This is a genomic window from Pseudomonas paracarnis (assembly GCF_904063055.1).
Lineage (GTDB): Bacteria > Pseudomonadota > Gammaproteobacteria > Pseudomonadales > Pseudomonadaceae > Aquipseudomonas > Aquipseudomonas paracarnis.
The window spans coordinates 22,317-41,951 of sequence record NZ_CAJFCN010000012.1 but is presented as its reverse complement, the minus strand read 5'-3'; the positions used below and the strand labels follow the sequence as shown (position 1 = coordinate 41,951).

At 61.3% G+C, this 19,635-nt stretch carries 17 protein-coding genes; 13 read left to right on the top strand and 4 right to left on the bottom strand.

All coding sequences use genetic code 11. From position 1 onward, the window contains the following. Positions 1–69 precede the first annotated feature (69 nt). The 3 genes from JMV15_RS22095 (at position 70) to JMV15_RS22085 (ending at position 4,024) form a co-directional block, all read left to right on the top strand. Positions 70–627, top strand: a complete 558-nt coding sequence (locus JMV15_RS22095) for a helix-turn-helix domain-containing protein (protein ID WP_019821423.1) — start codon at positions 70–72, stop codon at positions 625–627. 11 nt (positions 628–638) lie between these two features. After that, complete coding sequence (locus tag JMV15_RS22090) at positions 639–1,985, top strand: glutamine synthetase family protein (protein WP_019821422.1); 1,347 nt, start codon at positions 639–641, stop codon at positions 1,983–1,985. A gap of 179 nt (positions 1,986–2,164) precedes the next feature. After that, positions 2,165–4,024 carry a DUF3857 domain-containing transglutaminase family protein gene (locus JMV15_RS22085; RefSeq protein ID WP_038449709.1) on the top strand — a complete coding sequence of 620 codons (1,860 nt, stop codon included), beginning with the start codon at positions 2,165–2,167 and terminating at the stop codon, positions 4,022–4,024. A gap of 132 nt (positions 4,025–4,156) precedes the next feature. Here the strand turns inward: JMV15_RS22085 and JMV15_RS22080 are convergent, their stop codons facing one another. Next, positions 4,157–5,050, bottom strand: coding sequence for a LysR family transcriptional regulator (locus JMV15_RS22080; protein ID WP_014717977.1), 894 nt, complete (start codon positions 5,048–5,050; stop codon positions 4,157–4,159). A gap of 128 nt (positions 5,051–5,178) precedes the next feature. Between JMV15_RS22080 and JMV15_RS22075 the strand changes: the two genes are divergently transcribed. The 6 genes from JMV15_RS22075 to JMV15_RS22050 all read left to right on the top strand — a co-directional run bounded on the left by JMV15_RS22075 (position 5,179) and on the right by JMV15_RS22050 (position 13,079). Next, entirely contained in the window at positions 5,179–6,846 is a 1,668-nt protein-coding gene (locus JMV15_RS22075; protein WP_038449707.1) for a GMC family oxidoreductase, read from the top strand. A gap of 91 nt (positions 6,847–6,937) precedes the next feature. After that, a complete protein-coding gene (locus JMV15_RS22070) occupies positions 6,938–8,560 on the top strand; it encodes an MFS transporter (RefSeq protein ID WP_014717975.1) in 1,623 nt (540 codons plus the stop codon). Between the two features lie 217 nt (positions 8,561–8,777). After that, positions 8,778–10,727 (top strand): DNA topoisomerase III, encoded by a 1,950-nt coding sequence (locus JMV15_RS22065; protein WP_014717974.1) that lies wholly within the window; start codon positions 8,778–8,780, stop codon positions 10,725–10,727. A gap of 129 nt (positions 10,728–10,856) precedes the next feature. Next, positions 10,857–11,297, top strand: coding sequence for a CBS domain-containing protein (locus tag JMV15_RS22060; RefSeq protein WP_014717973.1), 441 nt, complete (start codon positions 10,857–10,859; stop codon positions 11,295–11,297). 9 nt (positions 11,298–11,306) lie between these two features. After that, complete coding sequence (locus JMV15_RS22055; RefSeq protein ID WP_014717972.1) at positions 11,307–12,152, top strand: NAD-dependent protein deacetylase; 846 nt, start codon at positions 11,307–11,309, stop codon at positions 12,150–12,152. A gap of 597 nt (positions 12,153–12,749) precedes the next feature. Further along, a complete protein-coding gene (locus tag JMV15_RS22050) occupies positions 12,750–13,079 on the top strand; it encodes a hypothetical protein (protein WP_003190335.1) in 330 nt (109 codons plus the stop codon). Between the two features lie 58 nt (positions 13,080–13,137). Here the strand turns inward: JMV15_RS22050 and JMV15_RS22045 are convergent, their stop codons facing one another. Beyond that, positions 13,138–14,040 (bottom strand): LysR family transcriptional regulator, encoded by a 903-nt coding sequence (locus JMV15_RS22045; RefSeq protein WP_038449704.1) that lies wholly within the window; start codon positions 14,038–14,040, stop codon positions 13,138–13,140. 132 nt (positions 14,041–14,172) lie between these two features. On the opposite strand from JMV15_RS22045, the gene JMV15_RS22040 reads away from it, so the two are divergent. The 3 genes from JMV15_RS22040 to JMV15_RS22030 are packed head-to-tail and all read left to right on the top strand — an operon-like array spanning position 14,173 to position 16,755. Beyond that, entirely contained in the window at positions 14,173–14,871 is a 699-nt protein-coding gene (locus tag JMV15_RS22040; RefSeq protein ID WP_038449701.1) for a CoA transferase subunit A, read from the top strand. A gap of 31 nt (positions 14,872–14,902) precedes the next feature. Next, positions 14,903–15,562, top strand: a complete 660-nt coding sequence (locus tag JMV15_RS22035; RefSeq protein WP_005786928.1) for a CoA transferase subunit B — start codon at positions 14,903–14,905, stop codon at positions 15,560–15,562. Between the two features lie 11 nt (positions 15,563–15,573). After that, on the top strand, positions 15,574–16,755 hold the full coding sequence (locus tag JMV15_RS22030; RefSeq protein WP_038449696.1) for an acetyl-CoA C-acetyltransferase: 1,182 nt from the start codon (positions 15,574–15,576) through the stop codon (positions 16,753–16,755). 244 nt (positions 16,756–16,999) lie between these two features. Here the strand turns inward: JMV15_RS22030 and JMV15_RS22025 are convergent, their stop codons facing one another. Beyond that, entirely contained in the window at positions 17,000–17,422 is a 423-nt protein-coding gene (locus tag JMV15_RS22025) for a PaaI family thioesterase (RefSeq protein WP_014717969.1), read from the bottom strand. Between the two features lie 157 nt (positions 17,423–17,579). Between JMV15_RS22025 and JMV15_RS22020 the strand changes: the two genes are divergently transcribed. Beyond that, positions 17,580–18,374 (top strand): DUF4349 domain-containing protein, encoded by a 795-nt coding sequence (locus tag JMV15_RS22020; protein ID WP_014717968.1) that lies wholly within the window; start codon positions 17,580–17,582, stop codon positions 18,372–18,374. On the opposite strand, the gene JMV15_RS22015 is transcribed toward JMV15_RS22020, so the two are convergent. Continuing rightward, on the bottom strand, positions 18,375–19,460 hold the full coding sequence (locus JMV15_RS22015; protein WP_038449692.1) for a DUF1615 domain-containing protein: 1,086 nt from the start codon (positions 19,458–19,460) through the stop codon (positions 18,375–18,377). Positions 19,461–19,635 lie beyond the last annotated feature (175 nt).

The window sequence follows — 19,635 nt, the reverse complement described above, 5'->3', positions numbered from 1 at the left end:
CTGTGGCCAGAGATTGCCTTCGTGAAATTTATCATGTAATTTTTCATGAAATTATTCGATATAAATTTCATGACCCCACAAGAAGAACTCGCCACCCTCGCGGCGCTGATCCACGACCTGCGCAAGCACAAGAAGCTCACCCTGGCCCAACTTGCGCAAAAAATCGAACGATCGGTGGGATTTCTGTCCCAGGTCGAACGTGGCCTGTCGCGCCCGACCGTGGCCGATTTAACCGCCATCAGCCACGCCCTCGACGTGCCCACCACGTATTTCTACAGCCTGCCCAAACCCAAGGCGGTGGATTGGGTGACCCGCCCCAACGAGCGGCGCACGGTGTATTACGCCAACGGCATCACCGACATCCTGGTGTCGCCGAGCATGAACGGCGCGTTCTCGATGCTCGACAGCCTGTTGGCCCCCGGTGCCAACAGCGGCGAACAGACTATGAGCGACCGCGCCGAACAGGCTGGTTTTGTGCTCGAAGGCGAGTTGACCCTGTGGGTGGATGACGAAGCCGAGCCAGTCACCCTCGGCCCCGGCGACAGCTTCCACCTCGCCAGTTTCGCCCACTGCCGCTACGCCAACCTGACCGACCTGCCCGCCCGCGTCTTGTGGGTTTACAACTAGGAGCTGCACCCGTGAAAAGCCATTCCTCCACGTTGCTGGCCGAAGTACGGAGCTTTCGCCAGAACCACCCCGACGTGCGCTATGTCGACCTGATCGCCCTGGACATTCCCGGGCATTTCTACGGCAAGCGCTACCCAGTGGAGATGCTTGAAAAAATCGCCGCCGGCAGCCCGCTGAAGCTGCCGCAGAATGCGGTGCTACTGGGGGCCCAGGGTGGGCTGTTCAAGATTGGCGACTACTGCTTCAACGATGGCGACCCGGACGCCAATCGCCGATTGGTGCCCGGCACGCTCAAACCGGTGAACTGGGAGTCGCAGCCATTGGGGCAAATGCTCATCACCTCGGACGGCACCGAAGCGCCCATCGAGTTCGAACCCCGCGAAGTCCTGGCCAAGGTGCTGGAACGCTTGCAGCATCAGGGCATTCATCCCGTGGTGGCGTTTGAGCTGGAGTTCTACTTGTTCGATAAACAGCTGGAAAACGGCCTGCCGCAATTTGCCCGCGACCCGCTCAGTGGGGATGCCGACGACCAGCCCAACCTGCATATCGAACGGCTGTCGCGTTTCAGCGACGTGCTCGACGACATGGCGCAAACCGCCAAGGACCAAGGCATCGACATCACGGTGATCACCGCCGAGATCGGCCCCGGCCAGTTCGAGATCAACTTCGGCCACTGCGATGACGGCCTGCGCGCCGCCGACTGGGCCGCCCTGTTCTGCCGTAGCACCCGTGGCGTCGCGCTCAAGCATGGTTACCGCGCCAGCTTCATGGCCAAACCCTACCTGCAATTTCCCGGCAGCGGCATGCACGTGCATGTCAGCCTTTACGACGCAGCGGGCAATAACTTGCTAGCGGCCCATCAGCAGCAGCCATTGCGCCACGCCGTAGCCGGTTGCCTGGAATTACTGCCCCACTGCATGCCGATTTTCTCGCCCAACCACAATGCCTTCCGCCGCCTGGGCGGCACGGTTAACGCTGCGACGCGGGCGAGCTGGGGCTTTGAAGACCGCGATGCCTGTGTGCGCATCCCCGAGTCCGACCCGCGCAACCTGCGGATCGAGCACCGCCTGGCCAGCGCCGATGCCAACCCTTACCTGGTGCTGGCGGCGATCCTGGTGGGCCTGGAGCATGGGCTTGAGGCCAAGCGCGAACCCATCGCGCCACTGAACGAGGACCGCAACAGCGGCGCCGATTTCCCGGTGGAAATGCTCGACGCCGTGCGTGCCATGCAGCAACAACCAGTACTGCGCGACAAGCTGGGCGCGGAATTTGTCGAGGTGTATTGCGAGAACAAACGCCAGGACCACCTGGCTTTCCAGCAGGAGATCCAGGCGCGGGAATATCGCTGGTTCCTCTAAGCGCGTGACGCGCTCGCGGCATAAAAACCTTGATCCAAATCAAAGAAAGGCTCTAGCACGGGCCTTTCAGCCCGATAAATTGTCGAACAATCCTGGCCTTTGCCGTTGAGATCCATTATCATCCGGCGCCTTCTCGCTACCCGCCGGGTAGCTGTTTCAATGTGTCACCCGAGGCGCCCATGTACCGTTTTCCGTTCCACCGCCCTTTGATTTTGATCAGTCTGGGGCTGGTTTCCCATTCCGTCAGCGCGGCCCTGCAACCCATAGCCGAAGCCCCGCTGGCCAGTGACACCGAGCTGCACTGCCACTTCAACCGCGACGCCAGCACTGACTGCACCACCACCTACCGCTACACAATTCTCAAGGCCAACGGCCGCGAAATGCTCTCGCGCATCGACTTCGACTACTCCGAAGCCGACACCTTTGAAGTGGTCAGTGCACAGTCCACTCAGCCTGGCGCCAAGCCGGTCGCCCTGGCTGCCACGCAAATCGATACCCGCAGCGCACCCAACCCGGACCAAGGCTTCAGCCGCGACAAGCAAACCTCCCTGGCCTTCCCCAACCTGCGCGTGGGCACGCAGATCCGCTACACGGTACGCCAGCATTACCCGGCCAAACCGCTGATGACTCAGTTCCACTATGTGCTCAAATTCGGGCCCAGCTCAGCCCGCCGCGATCGCTTCAAGGCGCGCTTTACCGCCGAACGGCCGATCCAGTGGCGAAGTGAATTGTTCGACGGTTTCAAGGTAACGCCTTCGAGCAACGGCAAGACCCTGGACGTGGTGCAAAAAGCCCCGACCTACCTCAACTACATCAATGAATCCTCCGCCGCCGCGCTGCTGCGCGTCCCACGCCTTGAAGTGGGCAGCGCCGTGGACCGCCAGGCGTACTTTGGTGATTTCGCCCAGCGTTACAACCAGATCCTCGGCGCCACCCTGCCGGCGCAAGCCGCCACCGCGGTGGCCGCCGCACGCAGCCTGGCGCCGGCTGAGCAAGTGGCCGCGCTGATGCAGCACATCAATGATCACTACCGCTACCTGGGTGACTGGCGGGCGACCGAGCGCGGCTATGTGCCGTTCAGCCTGGCGGAAATCGAGCAGCACGGCTACGGCGATTGCAAGGACCTGGCGACCCTGCTGACGGCCATGCTCAAGGCCAGCGGCATCAAGGCTGAGACCGCGTGGGTCAGCCGTGGCGACGTGGTCGATGCCTTGCTGATCCCCGGCACCCAGGCGCCGAACCATGCCATCGTGCGTGCCGAAGTGAATGGACAGGTGTGGTGGCTTGACCCGACCAACCCGGTCTTCGCCCCTGGCCAAACCATGCCCGACATTCAGGACCGCTGGGTATTGGTCAACGATGCGCAGGGCCAGGTGCGCGAAGAACACATCCCACTGGAGCGCCCCGAAGTCTCGATACGCCTGGACAAACAGGTGCAGTACGGCAAAGAGGGAGATGGCGCGGTCAAGGCGACTATTACCTTCAGCCGCTTGCCGTTGATGCAACTGAGCGTCGCTGACCGCCAGCAAGGCACCACCGCCACCGACCAGAACATCTGCGCCAACTTCGGCAATGACATCAGCGACTGCCAGATCACCCGCGAACCCACCCGCTTTGTGGTACATGACGGCTACAGCGTCACCGCCCGCATGAACGATCAGCGCGCCCTGGAAAAACTGGACAATGACTATGTCTACACCGACCCGTCCTTGAAAGACCGCTGGGAGGGCTACATCAACTATCGCCGCCAGGGGCAACAGGCTGACCTCTACCTGGGCAACCCAGAGACCTACGACTACACCTACACCCTGGCTGGCGGGAAGATGGAAAAAGCCATCCCCGGCTGCAAGGTGCGCTCGCCCTGGTACGACCTCGACCTGGACGGCAAACTCGAGGACGGCTCGCTGCGCTACCACTATCGCCTGAGCCAGAAAAAGCGCTGGCTGACCCATGCCGAAGTCACCAGCGATGCGTTCGGAAAGATGATTGAAGAGGCTCGGGCCTGTGCCGAGCAGGTGCATCAGGTAGTAAAGTTCTAGACTGCCCCTGACACACCCCGATCCAAATGTGGGAGCTGGCTTGCCTGCGATGGCGGTGTATCAGCCACTCATGTGCAAGCTGACACGCCGCCATCGCAGGCAAGCCAGCTCCCACCGTTTAATCCGTGTGCGTCAGCGGGATTCACCGAGCAACAAGCCCTGCTCCCGCGCGCACAACCCCACTACATAATCCCACAACACCCGCAACCGCACCGACTTGTGCAGCTCCCGGCGCGAGCTGATCCAATAGCTGCGCTGAATGCCCTCTGCCGGCAACAACGGCACCAACGCCTCATCGCCAGCTGCCATGAAACACGGCAACACCGCAATGCCCAACCCCGAACGCGCCGCCTGGTGCTGGGCGATCACGCTGGTGCTGTGGAACACCACCTTGGGGCTACGGCAGAAGCTGTTGAGGAACTTCAGTTCCTGGCTGAACAGCAAGTCATCGACATAATCGATCCAGGCATGGGCAGCGAGGTCTTCACGTTTTTCGATGGGCGGGTTACGCGCCAGATAGGCACGGCTGGCGTACAGCGCCAGGCGATAATCGGTGAGTTTGCGCGTCACCAGTTGGTCGGCGCTGGGGCGTTCCAAGTGAATGCTGATCTCCGCCTCGCGGTTGAGGATGCTGACAAAGCGCGGCACCGCGACCAGCTCCACCTCCAACCCTGGGTAGCGTTCAAATAGCCCGCCCATGCGTGCGGCCAGAAACATCACGCCCAGGCCTTCGGCTACGCCGAGGCGGATCTTGCCCAGGGGCGCAGCAGAATGGGTGAGTTCATCTTCGGCCAGCAGTGCCACATTTTCCATAGCCTCGGCATGCTTGAGCAACGCTTCGCCGGCGGGCGTCAGTTCATAGCCCTGGGCGTGCTGCACAAACAGCGCCGTGCCGAGGCTTTTCTCGATGGCGTCGATGTGCCGCGCCACGGTGGCATGCGTGGTTTTCAGGCGTTGGGCGGCGGTGAGCAGGCGGCCACTGCGCTGCAACTCGAGAAAAAACCGCAGGTCATTCCAGTCGAACATATCGCCTCCAGAGCCTGGGCCAGCCGGCGTTGTTTAAAAACGCACAGCGGGTGGGCAAAAACTAACATTTTTAAGACGAAAACTAACAACTAGGATGGGCCCAATAAGAAAAACAAGCGAGGCCCCAGATGCCCAATGCAACTGCTGAATACGATTACATCGTCGTCGGCGCCGGCCCTGCCGGATGCCTGCTGGCCAATCGTCTGTCCGCCAACCCGGCTCACCGTGTCTTGCTACTGGAGGCCGGTGGTCGCGACAACTACCCCTGGATCCATATCCCCGTCGGCTACCTGTTCTGCATCGGCAACCCACGCACCGATTGGTGCTTCAAAACCCAACCCCAAGCCGGCCTGCAGGGGCGCGCCTTGAGTTACCCTCGGGGCAAAGTGCTGGGCGGCTGCTCGTCCATCAACGGCATGATCTACATGCGCGGCCAGGCCCAGGACTACGATGGCTGGGCGGCGGCGGGCAACGCGGGCTGGGCTTGGAAAGACGTACTGCCGCTGTTCAAACAGAGCGAAAACCATTTTGCCGGCGGCTCTGAATTCCACAGCGAGGGCGGCGAGTGGCGCGTCGAGCAACAGCGCCTGTCGTGGCCGATCCTCGATGCGTTTCGTGAGGCGGCTGCCCAAAGCGGCATCGCCAATATCAATGACTTCAACCAGGGCGACAACGAGGGCTGCGGTTACTTCCAGGTCAACCAGAAAGCCGGTGTGCGCTGGAATGCGGCCAAGGCGTTCCTCAAGCCGATCCGCCAGCGCCCCAACCTCGCCGTGCTGACTGATGTAGAGGTTGAGCGTGTGCTACTGGAGAACGGGCGTGCTTGCCAGGTACTGGGGCGTCAACACGGCCAGTCGATGAGCTGGAAGGCGCGCAACGAGATTGTGCTGTGCGCCGGCTCCGTGGGTTCACCGGGGATTCTGCAACGCTCAGGGATCGGCCCTTCCCATGTGCTCAAGCCGCTGGGTATCAACGTGGTGCACGAGCTGCCAGGGGTTGGTGGCAACCTGCAAGATCACCTGCAACTGCGCCTGATCTACAAGCTGGAAAATGCCCGCACCCTGAACCAGATCGCCGGTACCTTGTGGGGCAAGATGGGCATGGGCCTGCGCTACCTGTACGACCGCAGCGGCCCGCTGTCGATGGCGCCCAGCCAGCTTGGCGCGTTTGCCCGCTCCGGCCCGGAGCAGATCTCGGCCAACCTGCAATACCATGTGCAGCCACTGTCCCTGGAACGCTTTGGCGAACCGTTGCACGGCTTCCCGGCATTTACCGCGTCGGTCTGCGACCTGCGCCCGCAAAGTCGCGGCCGGGTGGATATCCGTTCGACCAACCCGGCGGATGCGCCGCTGATACAGCCTAATTACCTCAGCCACCCCGAAGACTTGCGTGTAGCGGCCGACGCTATTCGCCTGACCCGGCGCATCGTCGCCGCTCCGGCCCTGAGCCAGTTCAAACCGGTGGAATACCTGCCCGGCGAAGCCCTGCAAACTGAAGAACAACTGCACGAGGCCGCTGCACGGATCGGCACCACGATTTTCCATCCGGTGGGCACCTGCCGCATGGGCGATGACAAAGACGCCGTGGTCGACAGCCAGCTGCGCGTACACGGCATTCCCGGCCTGCGCATTGCCGATGCGTCGATCATGCCGCGCATCACCTCCGGCAATACCTGCTCACCCACGCTGATGATCGCGGAGAAGGCCGCGCAGCTGATTCTGTCACCCAACACTGCAGGAGCGAGCTTGCTCACGAAAAGCCCACCAGCACCGCGCACCACAGGGCACCCCGCGTAATCATTAACGCTATATGAAGTTGAAAAACACCGGCGCCGAGGTTGGCGCCGACAGTGGAAAAACAATAAATAGTCACTGTGAGGGACACCCGATGTCAGAACATGCTCAACCCCTGGGCTCGGCGGCCAGTGCAAGTACCGCCAACGAATCAAGAAAGGTCATCTTCGCCTCCTCTTTGGGGACGGTGTTCGAGTGGTATGACTTTTTCCTCTACGGCGCCCTGGCGGCGGTGATCAGCAAGCAGTTCTTCGCCGGGGTCAACGACACCACGGCGTTTATCTTTGCCTTGATGGCTTTCGCCGCAGGCTTTGTGGTGCGGCCATTCGGTGCGCTGGTGTTCGGCCGGCTGGGCGATATGATCGGGCGCAAGTACACCTTCCTCGTGACCATCATCCTGATGGGCGTGGCAACCTTCTGCGTCGGGTTGCTGCCGACCTACGCCAGCATCGGCATTGCCGCGCCGATCATCCTCATTGTGCTGCGCATGCTGCAGGGCCTGGCGCTGGGCGGTGAGTACGGCGGCGCCGCTACCTACGTGGCCGAGCATGCGCCACCGGGCAAGCGCGGCCTGCACACCAGCTGGATTCAGTCCACCGCCACCCTCGGCTTGCTGCTGTCGCTGCTGGTGGTGCTGGCCTGCCGTTACTTCACCGGCGATCAGTTCGAAGTGTGGGGCTGGCGCATTCCGTTCCTGTTTTCCATCGTGCTGCTGGGCATCTCGACCTGGATCCGCATGAGCCTGCACGAATCGCCCGCCTTCTTGAAGATGAAAGAGGAAGGCAAGGCCTGCAAGGCGCCGATTCGCGAGTCCTTCGGCAAGTGGGAAAACCTCAAGGTGGTGCTGATCGCGCTGTTCAGCATCAACGGCGGGCAGGCGGTGACCTTCTACGCAGCGCAGTTTTATGTGCTGTTCTTCCTCACCCAGTTCCTGCGCATGGACCCAGCCCTAGCCAATATGCTGTTGATCATCAGCGTGGTGATCGGCGCACCGTTCTTTATCCTGTTTGGCTGGCTATCGGACAAGGTCGGGCGCAAGCCGGTGCTGATGCTCGGCCTGCTGTTGGCGACCGCGCTGTACTTCCCGATCTTCAAGGGCCTGGCGCACTACACCAACCCCGCAATGGACCAGGCCAGCCAACAGGCGCCGATCACCGTACTGGCCGACCCGGCCACCTGCACCTTCCAGTTCGACCCGGTGGGCAAGGCACGTTTTGACAGCCCCTGCGACAAGGTCAAGACCTTCTTGGTCAAACAGGGGCTGCCCTACAGCAGCGCCGCCGCCCCTGCGGGCAGCCCGGTGCAAGTGAGCGTCGGCGATGTGCGTATCGACGGCTTTGATGAAGCGGCCCTGCGTGGCGCCGTGGCCCTGGCCGGTTACCCGTCATCGGCGGATGTGGCCCAGGTCAACAAGCTGATGGTGGTGGTGCTGATCGTGGTGCTGATCTTCATCGCCGCCATGTGCTACGGGCCCTTGGCGGCGTTGATGGTGGAGCTGTTTCCGACGCGCATCCGCTACACCTCGATGTCCCTGCCCTACCACATCGGTAACGGCTGGTTTGGCGGGTTCCTGCCCACTGTATCGTTTGCCCTGGTGGTGTACACCGGCGATATCTTCTATGGGTTGTGGTACCCGGTGATGGTGACGGGCGTGAGCCTGATCGTCGGGTTGTTCTGCCTCAAGGAAACCCGGCATGTGGATATCGAAAAAAACTGATACCTCTCCCTTGTAGGAGCTCGCTCGCGAAGAACCTGAGAGCAACGCGGGGCACCAGGCGCCCCGCGTCATCGTTAACGACCTTCGCGAGCAAGCTCGCTCCTACAGCGACGTATGGCACTCACACAAATTGCTGTACATCCATACAGATAATGGTTGCTCAAACCCCTTCAAATAAGCATCCTGCAAGGCATCAACCCGATCTGATGTGATGACCATGCGGCTGTACCTCTGTGAAAAACCCTCCCAGGCCAAGGATATCGCGGCTGTGCTTGGCGCCAGCCGCCGTGGCGATGGGTGCTGGCTGGGTAATGGAGTCACGGTCACCTGGTGCATCGGCCACCTGCTGGAAACCGCCCCGCCCGACGCCTACGACGCCAAATACAAACGCTGGGTGCTGGCCGACCTGCCGATCGTCCCGGAAAAATGGAAGATGCTGGTCAAGCCCAAGACCGCCAGCCAATACAAGGCCGTCAAGCGCTTGCTGGGCGAAGCCCAGGAACTGGTGATCGCCACCGACGCCGACCGTGAAGGCGAGATGATCGCCCGTGAACTGGTAGAACACTGCCGCTACCGCGGGCCGATCCAGCGGCTGTGGTTGTCGGCGCTCGACGACGCCTCCATTCGCAAGGCCCTGGCGGCGCTCAAACCCGGTGCAGAAACCTTCAGCCTGTATCATTCGGCCCTGGGGCGCTCGCGTGCCGACTGGCTGATCGGCATGAACATGAGCCGCCTGTTTACCCTGCTGGGGCGCCAATCCGGTTACCAGGGCGTGCTGCCGGTAGGCCGCGTGCAAACCCCGACCCTGCGCCTGGTGGTGGACCGTGATCGCAGCATTGCCGACTTCGTGCCGGTGGCCTATTGGGCCATTGATGTCGACCTGCGTCACGAGCACATGACCTTCACCGCCCAATGGCGCGCCCCTGACGATGCCTGTGACGACCAGGACCGTTGCCTCAACCCGCAACTGGCGCGGGACGCCGCCGACGCCATGCTCAACGCCGCCACGGCGCGACTGGTGAAACTGCGTACCGAGCGCATGCGCGAAGTGGCGCCCCTGCCCTTCGACCTCGGCACCTTGCAGGAGATCTGTTCGAAGAAGCTCGGCCTGGGCGCCCAGGAAACCCTGGACATCGCTCAATCCCTGTACGAAACCCACAAGGCCATCACCTACCCGCGCAGCGATTGCGGCTACCTGCCGTTGAGCCAGCACAGTGAAGCGCCGAAGATTCTTGCGGCGCTGGGCCGTGCGGACACGGCGGTCAACGAGCTGATGTCGCACATCGACCCTCGGCGCCGTTCGCGGGCCTGGAACGACGCGAAAGTCAGCGCCCACCACGGCATCATCCCCACCGGAGCCGGCAAGGAGGTCAGCCAACTGACCGGCAAGCACCGTGCGGTCTATACGCTGATTCGTGCGCGCTACCTGGCGCAGTTCCTGCCCAACCATGAATACGACCGCACCCAGGCCGATTTGGACTGTGCCGGCCACGCGTTGCGCGCGGTGGGCAAAGTCATCATCGAACCGGGCTGGAAACGCGCCTTGCCCGAAGCGCTGGCACCCGCCAAAGGTCGCGAAGCCCCTGCGCCCCAAGCGTTGCCGACGCTGGTGCAGGGCCACGACTACGCCGTGGCCAAGGTCAACCTCAAGGACCTGTGGACCCAGCCGCCCAAGCCCTTTACCGAAGGCGACCTGATCAAGGCCATGAAAAACGTCGCCAAGCTGGTGGAGGACCCGTTGCTCAAGCAAAAACTCAAGGACACCACTGGCATCGGCACCGAGGCCACCCGCGCCGGGATCATCCAGGGCTTGCTGGACCGCGGTTATCTGGTGAAAAACGGCAAGGCCCTGTCGGCAACCCCGGCCGCGTTCAGCCTGATTGACGCAGTGCCCCGCGCCATCGCCGACCCCGGCACCACCGCCATCTGGGAACAGGCGCTGGACATGGTGCAAAGCGGCGAAATGAGCCTGGAGGAATTCATCGCCAAGCAAGCGGCGTGGATGAGCAAGCAGGTGGCACGCTGTAACGGCATGCGCATGACTATCACTGGCCCCGCCAGCCCGGCTGGACGAGGTGCAACGCCCTGGAAAAAGAAACGCAAGGCCGCCCCGCGCAAGGCCGGCGCCAGCCCCAAACGCGGGAAAAAGCCGGTAAATGCGGGATAGATACCAAAAAAAACCGGCACATGACGTTTTTCGACAGGTTTAACGCCGCATTGGCCCTTGCTCCGGCGAGTTCGGTCTAGGATTCTGTAGGGGATCTGGACTACCAACAACAACACCGGAGTGGCCGCCATGAAGACCGTTGCACAACTGCTGAAAGCCAAGGATCAGAAAAACCAGGACGTCCACACGATCAAATGGGACCACACCGTGTTTGAAGCGCTGGTGCGGATGTCCGAGAAAAACGTCGGTGCCTTGCCAGTGGTCAAGGATGACGTGGTGGTCGGCATCATCAGTGAACGGGATTACGCGCGCAAAATCATGCTCAAGGGCCTCTCGTCGGTCACCACCAAGGTCCATGAGGTGATGAGCTCGCCGGTGATCACGGTGGATACTCACAAGAGTGTCGAGGCATGCATGAACATCATGACCGACAGTCACCTGCGCCACCTGCCGGTGGTCGAAGACGGCAAACTGCTGGGCCTGCTGTCCATCGGTGACCTGGTCAAGGAAGCGATTGCCGAACAAGCGGCCTTGATCCAGCAGCTGGAACAGTACATCCGCGGCGAATAGGGGGAACCCATGCTCGACACGCTGGACCATCAGGAAGATCACCTCGACACCCTGCACCGGGCCATGACCGGCCGGCGTTTCCTGGTGCTGACCGGCGCAGGGATCAGTACATCTTCAGGTATCCCGGATTACCGGGACGGGGAAGGTGTACGCCGGGGCAAGCCACCGATGATGTACCAGGAATTCCTCGCCACTCCCGAGGCGCGGCGCCGCTACTGGGCGCGGGCGATGCTGGGGTGGCCACGGGTGCGCATTGCCCAGCCGAGCAAGGCCCACCTGGCGCTCGCGACGCTGCAGCACCGTGGCCACATCAGCGGGCTGATTACGCAGAACGTCGACACCCTGCATGACCAGGCCGGCAGCCAGGGTGTGATCGAGCTGCATGGCAGCTTGCATCGGGTGCTGTGCCTGGATTGCCAATTGCGTAGCGAGCGCGACGTGATCCAGCGGCAGATGGAGGTCGATAACCCGCACATGGCACAGGTTCATGCGGTGCAAGCGCCGGATGGCGACACCTTGCTCGATCCGGCCTTTGAACAGCGCTTCCAGGTACCCCGCTGCCCACATTGCAATGGCGAACGGCTGAAACCGGATGTGGTGTTCTTTGGCGAGAACGTCGCACCAGCGACGGCGCTCAAGGCAATGACGGCGGTAGAGCATGCCGAAGGACTGTTGGTGGTGGGGTCATCGCTGATGGCCTATTCGGCGTTTCGCCTGTGCAAGGCGATGGTCGATCAGGGTAAGCCGGTGATTGCCATCAACCTGGGCAAGACTCGGGGTGATGAGCTGTTGCAGGTGAAGATCCAGGCCTCGTGCGAGCGGCTATTACCCTTACTGTCCGAGAGATTGAGATAGCGACGCATCAACATGTGGGAGCTGGCTTGCCTGCGATAGCAGTGTGTCAGGCGAACGTGTACTCACTGACACATCGCCATCGCAGGCAAGCCAGCTCCCACAGGGGATCTGCGTAAACTCGCCACCAAAACCCTGCGACCCACCGCACAGAAAATGACGCCCAAGTCACGTTTTCGCGCATTCCCCCGTCCCCGCGGCAATTTATGTAGTGAGCAAAAATAATCACTACATAACCGTTGACGTAACCTTTTTGTCCTTGCATGATCTAGACGTCTCTCGGATCGAGAGCATTGGTAACAAGCGTTTTGAACAGGCTCGTCTGACCGCCGAGCTGTTTTTCCGGATGTGCACTGCCCACAAGGCAGATTGATGAAGCTGACCGGCCCCGGAAGGGACAGGTACAAGGCGCTCAAACGCGGCTTGTCTTCGTGATCAGAGCATTGCGTAGCAGTCCATCAGCAAGACTACATGCATCAGCTTCAAGACCCTGCCCGTATTCGGCAGCCCGTCGCTGACGCCCGGTTTTAGTGACCGGAGACAACTTACTGGTATTAACGAATCAACTGATAGATCGCCAACTGGTCAAGGGGCTTACACATGAATCTGAACAACCAACCCACTATCGATGAATTGGCTGAGATGTTCGCAGCGCAGAAAGACACACTCGACGACCATATCCTGTGGATTGGCAAATCCGGCGAAGTGCAAATTGACTGCCTGGCGCCCCATACCGAAGAAGCCGAGTTTGACCGTAACAACCGTGAGCTGGCGGCGCGCCTGAAGATGTACCGCCGTGGCCAGGGTTATGTCGGCAAGAAGGCCGCCGCTGATCGCAACTTTATCGAGCAAGTGTTCGACACACTTAACAATGCCTGGGCGTCTTTCAAAGACAGCTCGCAAGTTAAAGTGATCGACCGTTACTACTAAGTAGTACTCAATCAATGTGGGAGTTGGCTTGCCAGCTCCCACAGGTGTATTTACTGATTTAAAAAGTTGGAAACCTGCCCTTCCCCGCCTCATCCCGAAAGATATCAAACAACACCTGCGCCGCCGCCGACAGTTCATGCCCCGGCTTGGTCAGCACCCCAATCGGCCGCTCGATCACCGGGCCAGTCAAGGTAATGCAATGGGCTCCCGCCTCCTCCATCTGCCTGGCGCATAACGCTGGCACCGCGCTAACCCCCAAACCGCTGGCAACCATTTTGCCCACCGTCGCCAATTGATGGCTTTCCAAGGCAACGGGCAATTTCATCTGCAAGGCACCGAGGTGTTCTTCCAGCATCACCCGCACAGTGGAAGGCCGTTGCAGGGTGATGAACGGCTGTTCCAACAAGGCTTCCCAGTCGATTTCAGCACGCTGTGCCAAGGCTGAATCGCCTGGGACCACGGCGACAAAGCGATCCAGGTACAACGGCGTGAACGCCAATGACGAACCATCGGACGGCTCGAACGCCACCCCCAGCTCCACCTGACGGTCGCGCACCATCTCCAGCACCTGCTCATTGATCAGGTCATGCACCGTCACGTTCACCTGAGGGTAACGGGCGCGGAATATCTTCAGGATGGGCGGCAGCAGGTTGCCAGCAAACGATGGCATCGCTGCCACCGTGACACGCCCCCGTTGCAAGGTAAAACGCTGGCGCAGTTCGTCCTCAGCGTTGTCCCAGTCGGCAATCAACCGGCGGGCCAGGGGTAACAGGGACTCACCTTCAGGGGTCAGCGCGACGTTACGGGTATTACGGCTGAACAGGCGCCCGCCCAAGCCTTCTTCCAGGCCCTTGATGGTCAAGCTCAACGCCGACTGGGAAAGGTGCAAGCGCTCGCAGGCAGCGGCAAAACTCAGGCTTTGCGCGACAGCGAGAAAGGCACGCATCTGTTTGACGGTCATGAGCTGCTCCGGACGATGACTGGACTATGCTGTTTTCTAAATCAATCAACCTTAAAAAACAACTTAACAAATCAATCCGCTGGCGCAACACTCTGCTCACTGGCTGGACCACAAACAATAAAAGAGGTGCATATGGCAGGTTTCGATAAACGCGTGGCGTCCTATGAAGAAGCGCTGGCAGGCCTGGAAGACGGCATGACAGTGCTCTCCGGTGGTTTTGGCCTGTGTGGCATTCCGGAAAACCTCATTGGCGAAATCAAGCGCAAAGGCACCCGCGACCTGACGGTGGTTTCCAACAACTGCGGCGTCGATGGCTTCGGCCTGGGCGTGCTGCTGGAACAGAAGCAGATCAGCAAAGTGATCGCTTCCTACGTGGGTGAAAACGCCCTCTTCGAGAAACAACTGCTCAGCGGCGAGATTGAGGTGGTGCTTACCCCTCAAGGCACCCTGGCAGAAAAAATGCGCGCAGGCGGTGCAGGCATCCCGGCCTTCTTTACCGCCACTGGCGTCGGCACCCCCGTTGCCGAAGGCAAGGAAACCCGCGAATTCAAGGGCCGCCCGTATCTGATGGAAGAGTCCATCACCGGCGACTTTGCCATCGTCAAAGGCTGGAAAGCCGACCACTTCGGTAACGTTATCTACCGTCACACCGCCCAGAACTTCAACCCGCTGGCCGCCACCGCCGGCAAGATCACCGTGGTCGAAGTCGAGGAAATCGTCGAACCGGGCGAGCTGGACCCGGCGCAGATCCACACCCCTGGCATCTACGTCGACCGGATCATCTGCGGCACCTTCGAAAAGCGCATTGAACAGCGCACCGTCCGCAAATAATCCCCGTCCAGAACAATAAGAGGAAACAATCATGGCGCTTACCCGCGAACAAATGGCTCAACGCGTTGCCCGCGAGATGCAGGACGGTTACTACGTCAACCTCGGTATCGGCATTCCGACCCTGGTGGCCAACTACATCCCCGACGGCATGGAAGTGATGCTGCAATCGGAAAACGGCCTGCTTGGCATGGGCCCGTTCCCGACCGAAGAAACCATCGACGCCGACATGATCAACGCCGGCAAGCAAACCGTCACCGCGCGCATCGGCGCTTCGATCTTCTCCTCCGCCGAGTCGTTCGCGATGATTCGCGGTGGGCATGTCGACCTCACCGTACTGGGCGCATTCGAAGTGGACGTACAGGGCAACATCGCTTCGTGGATGATCCCCGGCAAACTGGTCAAGGGCATGGGCGGTGCCATGGACCTGGTGGCCGGCGCAGAAAACATCATTGTGATCATGACTCACGCATCCAAAGACGGTGAGTCCAAGTTGCTCAGCCAATGCAGCCTGCCGCTGACCGGTGCCAACTGCATCAAGCGTGTGCTCACGGACCTGGCGTACCTGGAAATCGAAAATGGCGCTTTTGTCCTCAAGGAACGCGCACCTGGCGTCAGCGTTGAAGAGATTGTGAGCAAGACCGCCGGTAAACTGATCGTCCCGGACCACGTTCCAGAAATGCACTTCCAGTGAGGACAGATTCCATGCAAGACGTCGTGATTGTTGCTGCCACCCGCACCGCCGTGGGCAGCTTCCAAGGTTCGCTGGCGAACATTCCGGCCCCGGAACTGGGTGCCGCCGTGATCCGTCGCCTGCTGCAGCAGACCGGCCTGGACCCGGCGCAAGTGGATGAAGTGATCCTCGGCCAGGTGCTCACCGCAGGCAGCGGCCAGAACCCGGCACGCCAGGCTTCGATCCTTGCCGGCCTGCCCCACGCCGTGCCGAGCCTGACCCTGAACAAGGTCTGCGGTTCGGGCCTCAAGGCTTTGCACCTGGGCGCACAGGCCATTCGTTGCGGCGACGCCGAGGTGATCGTTGCCGGTGGCATGGAGAACATGAGCCTGGCCCCGTACGTATTACCTGCCGCACGCACCGGGTTGCGCATGGGCCACGCGAAGATGATCGACAGCATGATCACCGACGGCCTGTGGGATGCGTTCAACGATTACCACATGGGCATCACCGCCGAGAACCTGGTGGACAAGTACGGCATCAGCCGCGAAGCCCAGGACGCCTTTGCCGCCGCCTCACAGCAAAAAGCCGCGGCCGCTATCGAAGCCGGGCGCTTTGCCGATGAGATCACGCCAATCCTGATTCCCCAGCGCAAAGGCGACCCGGTGGCCTTCGCGGTGGACGAACAACCCCGCGCCGGCACCACCGCCGAATCCCTGGCCAAGCTCAAGCCTGCGTTCAAGAAAGACGGCAGCGTCACCGCCGGCAACGCCTCGAGCCTGAACGACGGCGCTGCGGCCGTGCTGCTGATGAGCGCCGACAAAGCCAAGGCTCTCGGCCTGCCCGTACTGGCGCGTATCGCCAGCTACGCCAACGCGGGCGTCGACCCGGCCATAATGGGCATCGGCCCGGTCTCGGCCACCCGCCGCTGCCTGGACAAGGCCGGCTGGCAGTTGGCTGATCTAGACCTGATCGAAGCCAACGAAGCCTTCGCCGCGCAATCCCTGGCGGTGGGCAAAGAGCTGGAATGGGACGCGCAGAAGGTCAACGTCAACGGCGGCGCCATCGCCATCGGCCACCCGATCGGTGCTTCAGGCTGCCGCGTACTGGTGACCCTGCTGCACGAAATGATCAAGCGCGATGCCAAGAAAGGCTTGGCAACGCTGTGCATCGGCGGCGGCCAAGGTGTCGCCCTGGCGCTCGAACGCAACTGAACCGGATCGCGGTTGTGGCGAGGGAGCTTGCTCCCGTTGGGCTGCGTAGCGGCCCCCATGCCAATAAGAGCAACACAGAAAAGGCCCGGCTCCACGAAAAGCCAGGCCTTTTCTTTTATCGATATCCCCTGAATGAACTCGATAAAAATGTGGGAGCTGGCTTGCCTGCGATAGCGGTCTATCAGTCAGATCATTGCTAACTGACACACCCCTATCGCAGGCAAGCCAGCTCCCACATTTGATCTCACTGCCTGTCAGCTTGCGGCACCGCAAACACCGCGCTCGCGCGCAGCACCACGCGCTCCTCCACTTGCAAACTCAGCGTGGCGAACGCCATCTGCCGTCCGCGCTTATGGCTTTCCAGACGCACCACCATCCACTCCCCTACCTGAACGGCGCCCAGGTAATCCACGGTCATGCTGGCGGTAATCAACGGCAACGGCGGTTCACTGGAAAACGCCATGGCGTACCCCATGCCGATATCGGCCAGCGTCGCCAGCACCCCGCCGTGCACCGTACCTCGCCCATTGGCGTGGCGATGATCGGCGCGCAGGCCGACTTCCAATTGCAAACCTTCGCCACGGCAATACGCCGGGCCGAGCAGTTCCAGCAACGGGCTGCTGCGCGGCAATGGGACAAAGCCTTGGGGGACGGTCTGAGCGTTCATGGCGGATGCTTCCCTGGTGTGAGGCTTGAGGTGTACGCCAGCCTCGACCCGGCAGCCACCACCATCAGCCGGGCAAATCCCGGGCAATGCTTTGCGTTAATGGGTCAGACCCGCTTTAATCTCGGCCAATTTCTCCTGCACATTTCAAGGAAACGCCATGCGCCACCTGGACGGCAACTCCCACCCGCTACGCGCGCCGCTGTTGATCTTGCTTGCTGGCCTGGCCTTGGCCGGTTGTTCCCCCAAGGACCACTCTCGCGCCACCGTCATCAATGGCGAACAGGGCAAGGCCGGGGCGCAACTGGCCTATGAGCATGAATTGACCCTGGCCCTGCCCGGCGGCCTGCTTGCGCCGCGTATGCAGGCCACTCGTGAGGCGTGTGAAACGGCGCGCTTTGGTGCCTGCAATATCCTTGGCATTACCGAAGACGGCCAAGGTGGCCAGATCATCCTGCGGATCGCGCCCACGGGTGTGGAGCCGATGGTCGCCCTGGCGGCCGAAGGCGGTAAGCTCGGCCAGCGCATCACCACTGCCGAAGACCTGGCCGATGCCGTGGCGGATGTACGCCGCCGCCAGGACCGCCTGCAAGCTCAGCAGCAACGCCTCGATGAACTGGCCAAGCGCAAGGACATCACCGTCAGCGATCTGATCGTCCTGAGCAAAGAGCAAGCCGGCATTGAAAACGAGCTGCAGGAACTGGCTCAGGTTGCCGCCGGCCAGCAACGCCGCCTCGACACCAACCGCGTGACCTTGAACTTCCGTTCCTCGGACGGCGCCAACCAGGTGTCAAGGTTCACCCGGATGTTCAGCAACCTGGGAGACAACCTGGTGAACGGCACCGCAGACGCCCTGGAACGTGCCAGCTATGTGCTGCCCTTCGTGATCCTGGCGTTCCCGGTGGTGTGGTTGTGGGTGGGCTTGTGGCGCCGGTTCGTCAAGCGTCGCGGTTGATCAGCGCTTCATGCAGCGCTGGTAACGCTCATCCACGCGCTTGGCAAACCAGGCCGTGGTCAGGTTGCGGGTGATCTTCGGGCTCTTGAGCACAATACCCGGCAGGATCGCCCGAGGCAGCGGCTTGCCGGCCGCCTGGTCGGCCAGGCTGAAAACGCGCTTGTACAAGGTGGTGTCCTCGAAATCCAACTGCTCGCCCTGCTCCAGTTGGCTGCGGATGCTCGGGTTGCGCATATCCAATTTCGCCCCCAGTGAACGCACCGCCAGCTCGGTGGTGCCGGGCAGCAATGAGCCATAGCGGATCAAATCCCCATCCAGCGCCAGCTCTTTGCCTGAAACACGACTGACTGCAGCCTGGAACGCGGCATTGCGGCTGGCGTACCAACCGGCGTTGAAATCGGCAAAGCGGTACAGCGGCTGGTCGTAGCTCACCGGGTAGCCGAGCAAGTGGGCGATGCCGAAGTACATGCCGCCGCGACGGGTGAACACTTCGCGGCGAATCGTGCCGTCCACCGTGTAGGGATAACCCCGCGCCTGTTTCTGCGCAAAGTCGATACTGACCTGCATGGGGCCTGCGGTGTGTACCGGGTTGAACCCGCCAAACAGGGTGTTGCCCAGTGGCACCATGCTGATGAAGTCGTCGAAGATGCCGCTCAAATCCCTCTCCGTACGGGCGGCATTCAAACGATCGGCGTAGGTTTTGCCGGTGGGCGAGCGCAGTTGCAAGGCGCGGCGCACCACGAATGCCGGCACATGCACCTTGGCGGCGCGGCGCAGGATTTCATCCTGGGCGATCTTGCCCATGCCCGGCACCGGCGGGTCGACCTGATAGGTGGACTCCTGCTCGGTCACCGCCAATACCGCACAGATGTTTTCGGTGCTGGGGTAGATTTTCTGGGTGTCGAAGGCGGTGTAGATGTCCTGGGCCCAACCGTTGCGGTCCGACACCTTGGCCGGCAGCAGGCGCACGATCTGCGCCTTCACCTCGGCTTCACTGCGCTCGGGCTGCTGGGGGCCACGGGAAGTGGAGCAACCGGCCAGTACCCACAACGGAATAAGGCAGAACAGCAGACGGGTTGAATACATGAGGCTTCCTTGGTTAACGACGGGCCGGGCAGTGCTGATATCGACAGGTAAGTCTAACCGGGGTTCGTCGGCATGCCGAACCCAGTGCCTGGCAGTAACTGAAACATCCCACACCACTGCCGGATAAGCTCTACTCCTCACCCCGGCAAACCTCTGCAAAGTCCCTCGCCTGATC

Excerpts from the sequence above, each read along its gene's own strand:
- JMV15_RS22095 (WP_019821423.1), top strand. The coding sequence starts at position 70 with ATGACCCCACAAGAAGAACTCGCCACCCTCGCGGCGCTGATCCACGAC.
- JMV15_RS22085 (WP_038449709.1), top strand. The coding sequence starts at position 2,165 with ATGTACCGTTTTCCGTTCCACCGCCCTTTGATTTTGATCAGTCTGGGG.
- JMV15_RS22080 (WP_014717977.1), bottom strand. The coding sequence starts at position 5,050 with ATGTTCGACTGGAATGACCTGCGGTTTTTTCTCGAGTTGCAGCGCAGT.
- JMV15_RS22075 (WP_038449707.1), top strand. The coding sequence starts at position 5,179 with ATGCCCAATGCAACTGCTGAATACGATTACATCGTCGTCGGCGCCGGC.
- JMV15_RS22070 (WP_014717975.1), top strand. The coding sequence starts at position 6,938 with ATGTCAGAACATGCTCAACCCCTGGGCTCGGCGGCCAGTGCAAGTACC.
- JMV15_RS22065 (WP_014717974.1), top strand. The coding sequence starts at position 8,778 with ATGCGGCTGTACCTCTGTGAAAAACCCTCCCAGGCCAAGGATATCGCG.
- JMV15_RS22060 (WP_014717973.1), top strand. The coding sequence starts at position 10,857 with ATGAAGACCGTTGCACAACTGCTGAAAGCCAAGGATCAGAAAAACCAG.
- JMV15_RS22055 (WP_014717972.1), top strand. The coding sequence starts at position 11,307 with ATGCTCGACACGCTGGACCATCAGGAAGATCACCTCGACACCCTGCAC.
- JMV15_RS22050 (WP_003190335.1), top strand. The coding sequence starts at position 12,750 with ATGAATCTGAACAACCAACCCACTATCGATGAATTGGCTGAGATGTTC.
- JMV15_RS22045 (WP_038449704.1), bottom strand. The coding sequence starts at position 14,040 with ATGACCGTCAAACAGATGCGTGCCTTTCTCGCTGTCGCGCAAAGCCTG.
- JMV15_RS22040 (WP_038449701.1), top strand. The coding sequence starts at position 14,173 with ATGGCAGGTTTCGATAAACGCGTGGCGTCCTATGAAGAAGCGCTGGCA.
- JMV15_RS22035 (WP_005786928.1), top strand. The coding sequence starts at position 14,903 with ATGGCGCTTACCCGCGAACAAATGGCTCAACGCGTTGCCCGCGAGATG.
- JMV15_RS22030 (WP_038449696.1), top strand. The coding sequence starts at position 15,574 with ATGCAAGACGTCGTGATTGTTGCTGCCACCCGCACCGCCGTGGGCAGC.
- JMV15_RS22025 (WP_014717969.1), bottom strand. The coding sequence starts at position 17,422 with ATGAACGCTCAGACCGTCCCCCAAGGCTTTGTCCCATTGCCGCGCAGC.
- JMV15_RS22020 (WP_014717968.1), top strand. The coding sequence starts at position 17,580 with ATGCGCCACCTGGACGGCAACTCCCACCCGCTACGCGCGCCGCTGTTG.
- JMV15_RS22015 (WP_038449692.1), bottom strand. The coding sequence starts at position 19,460 with ATGTATTCAACCCGTCTGCTGTTCTGCCTTATTCCGTTGTGGGTACTG.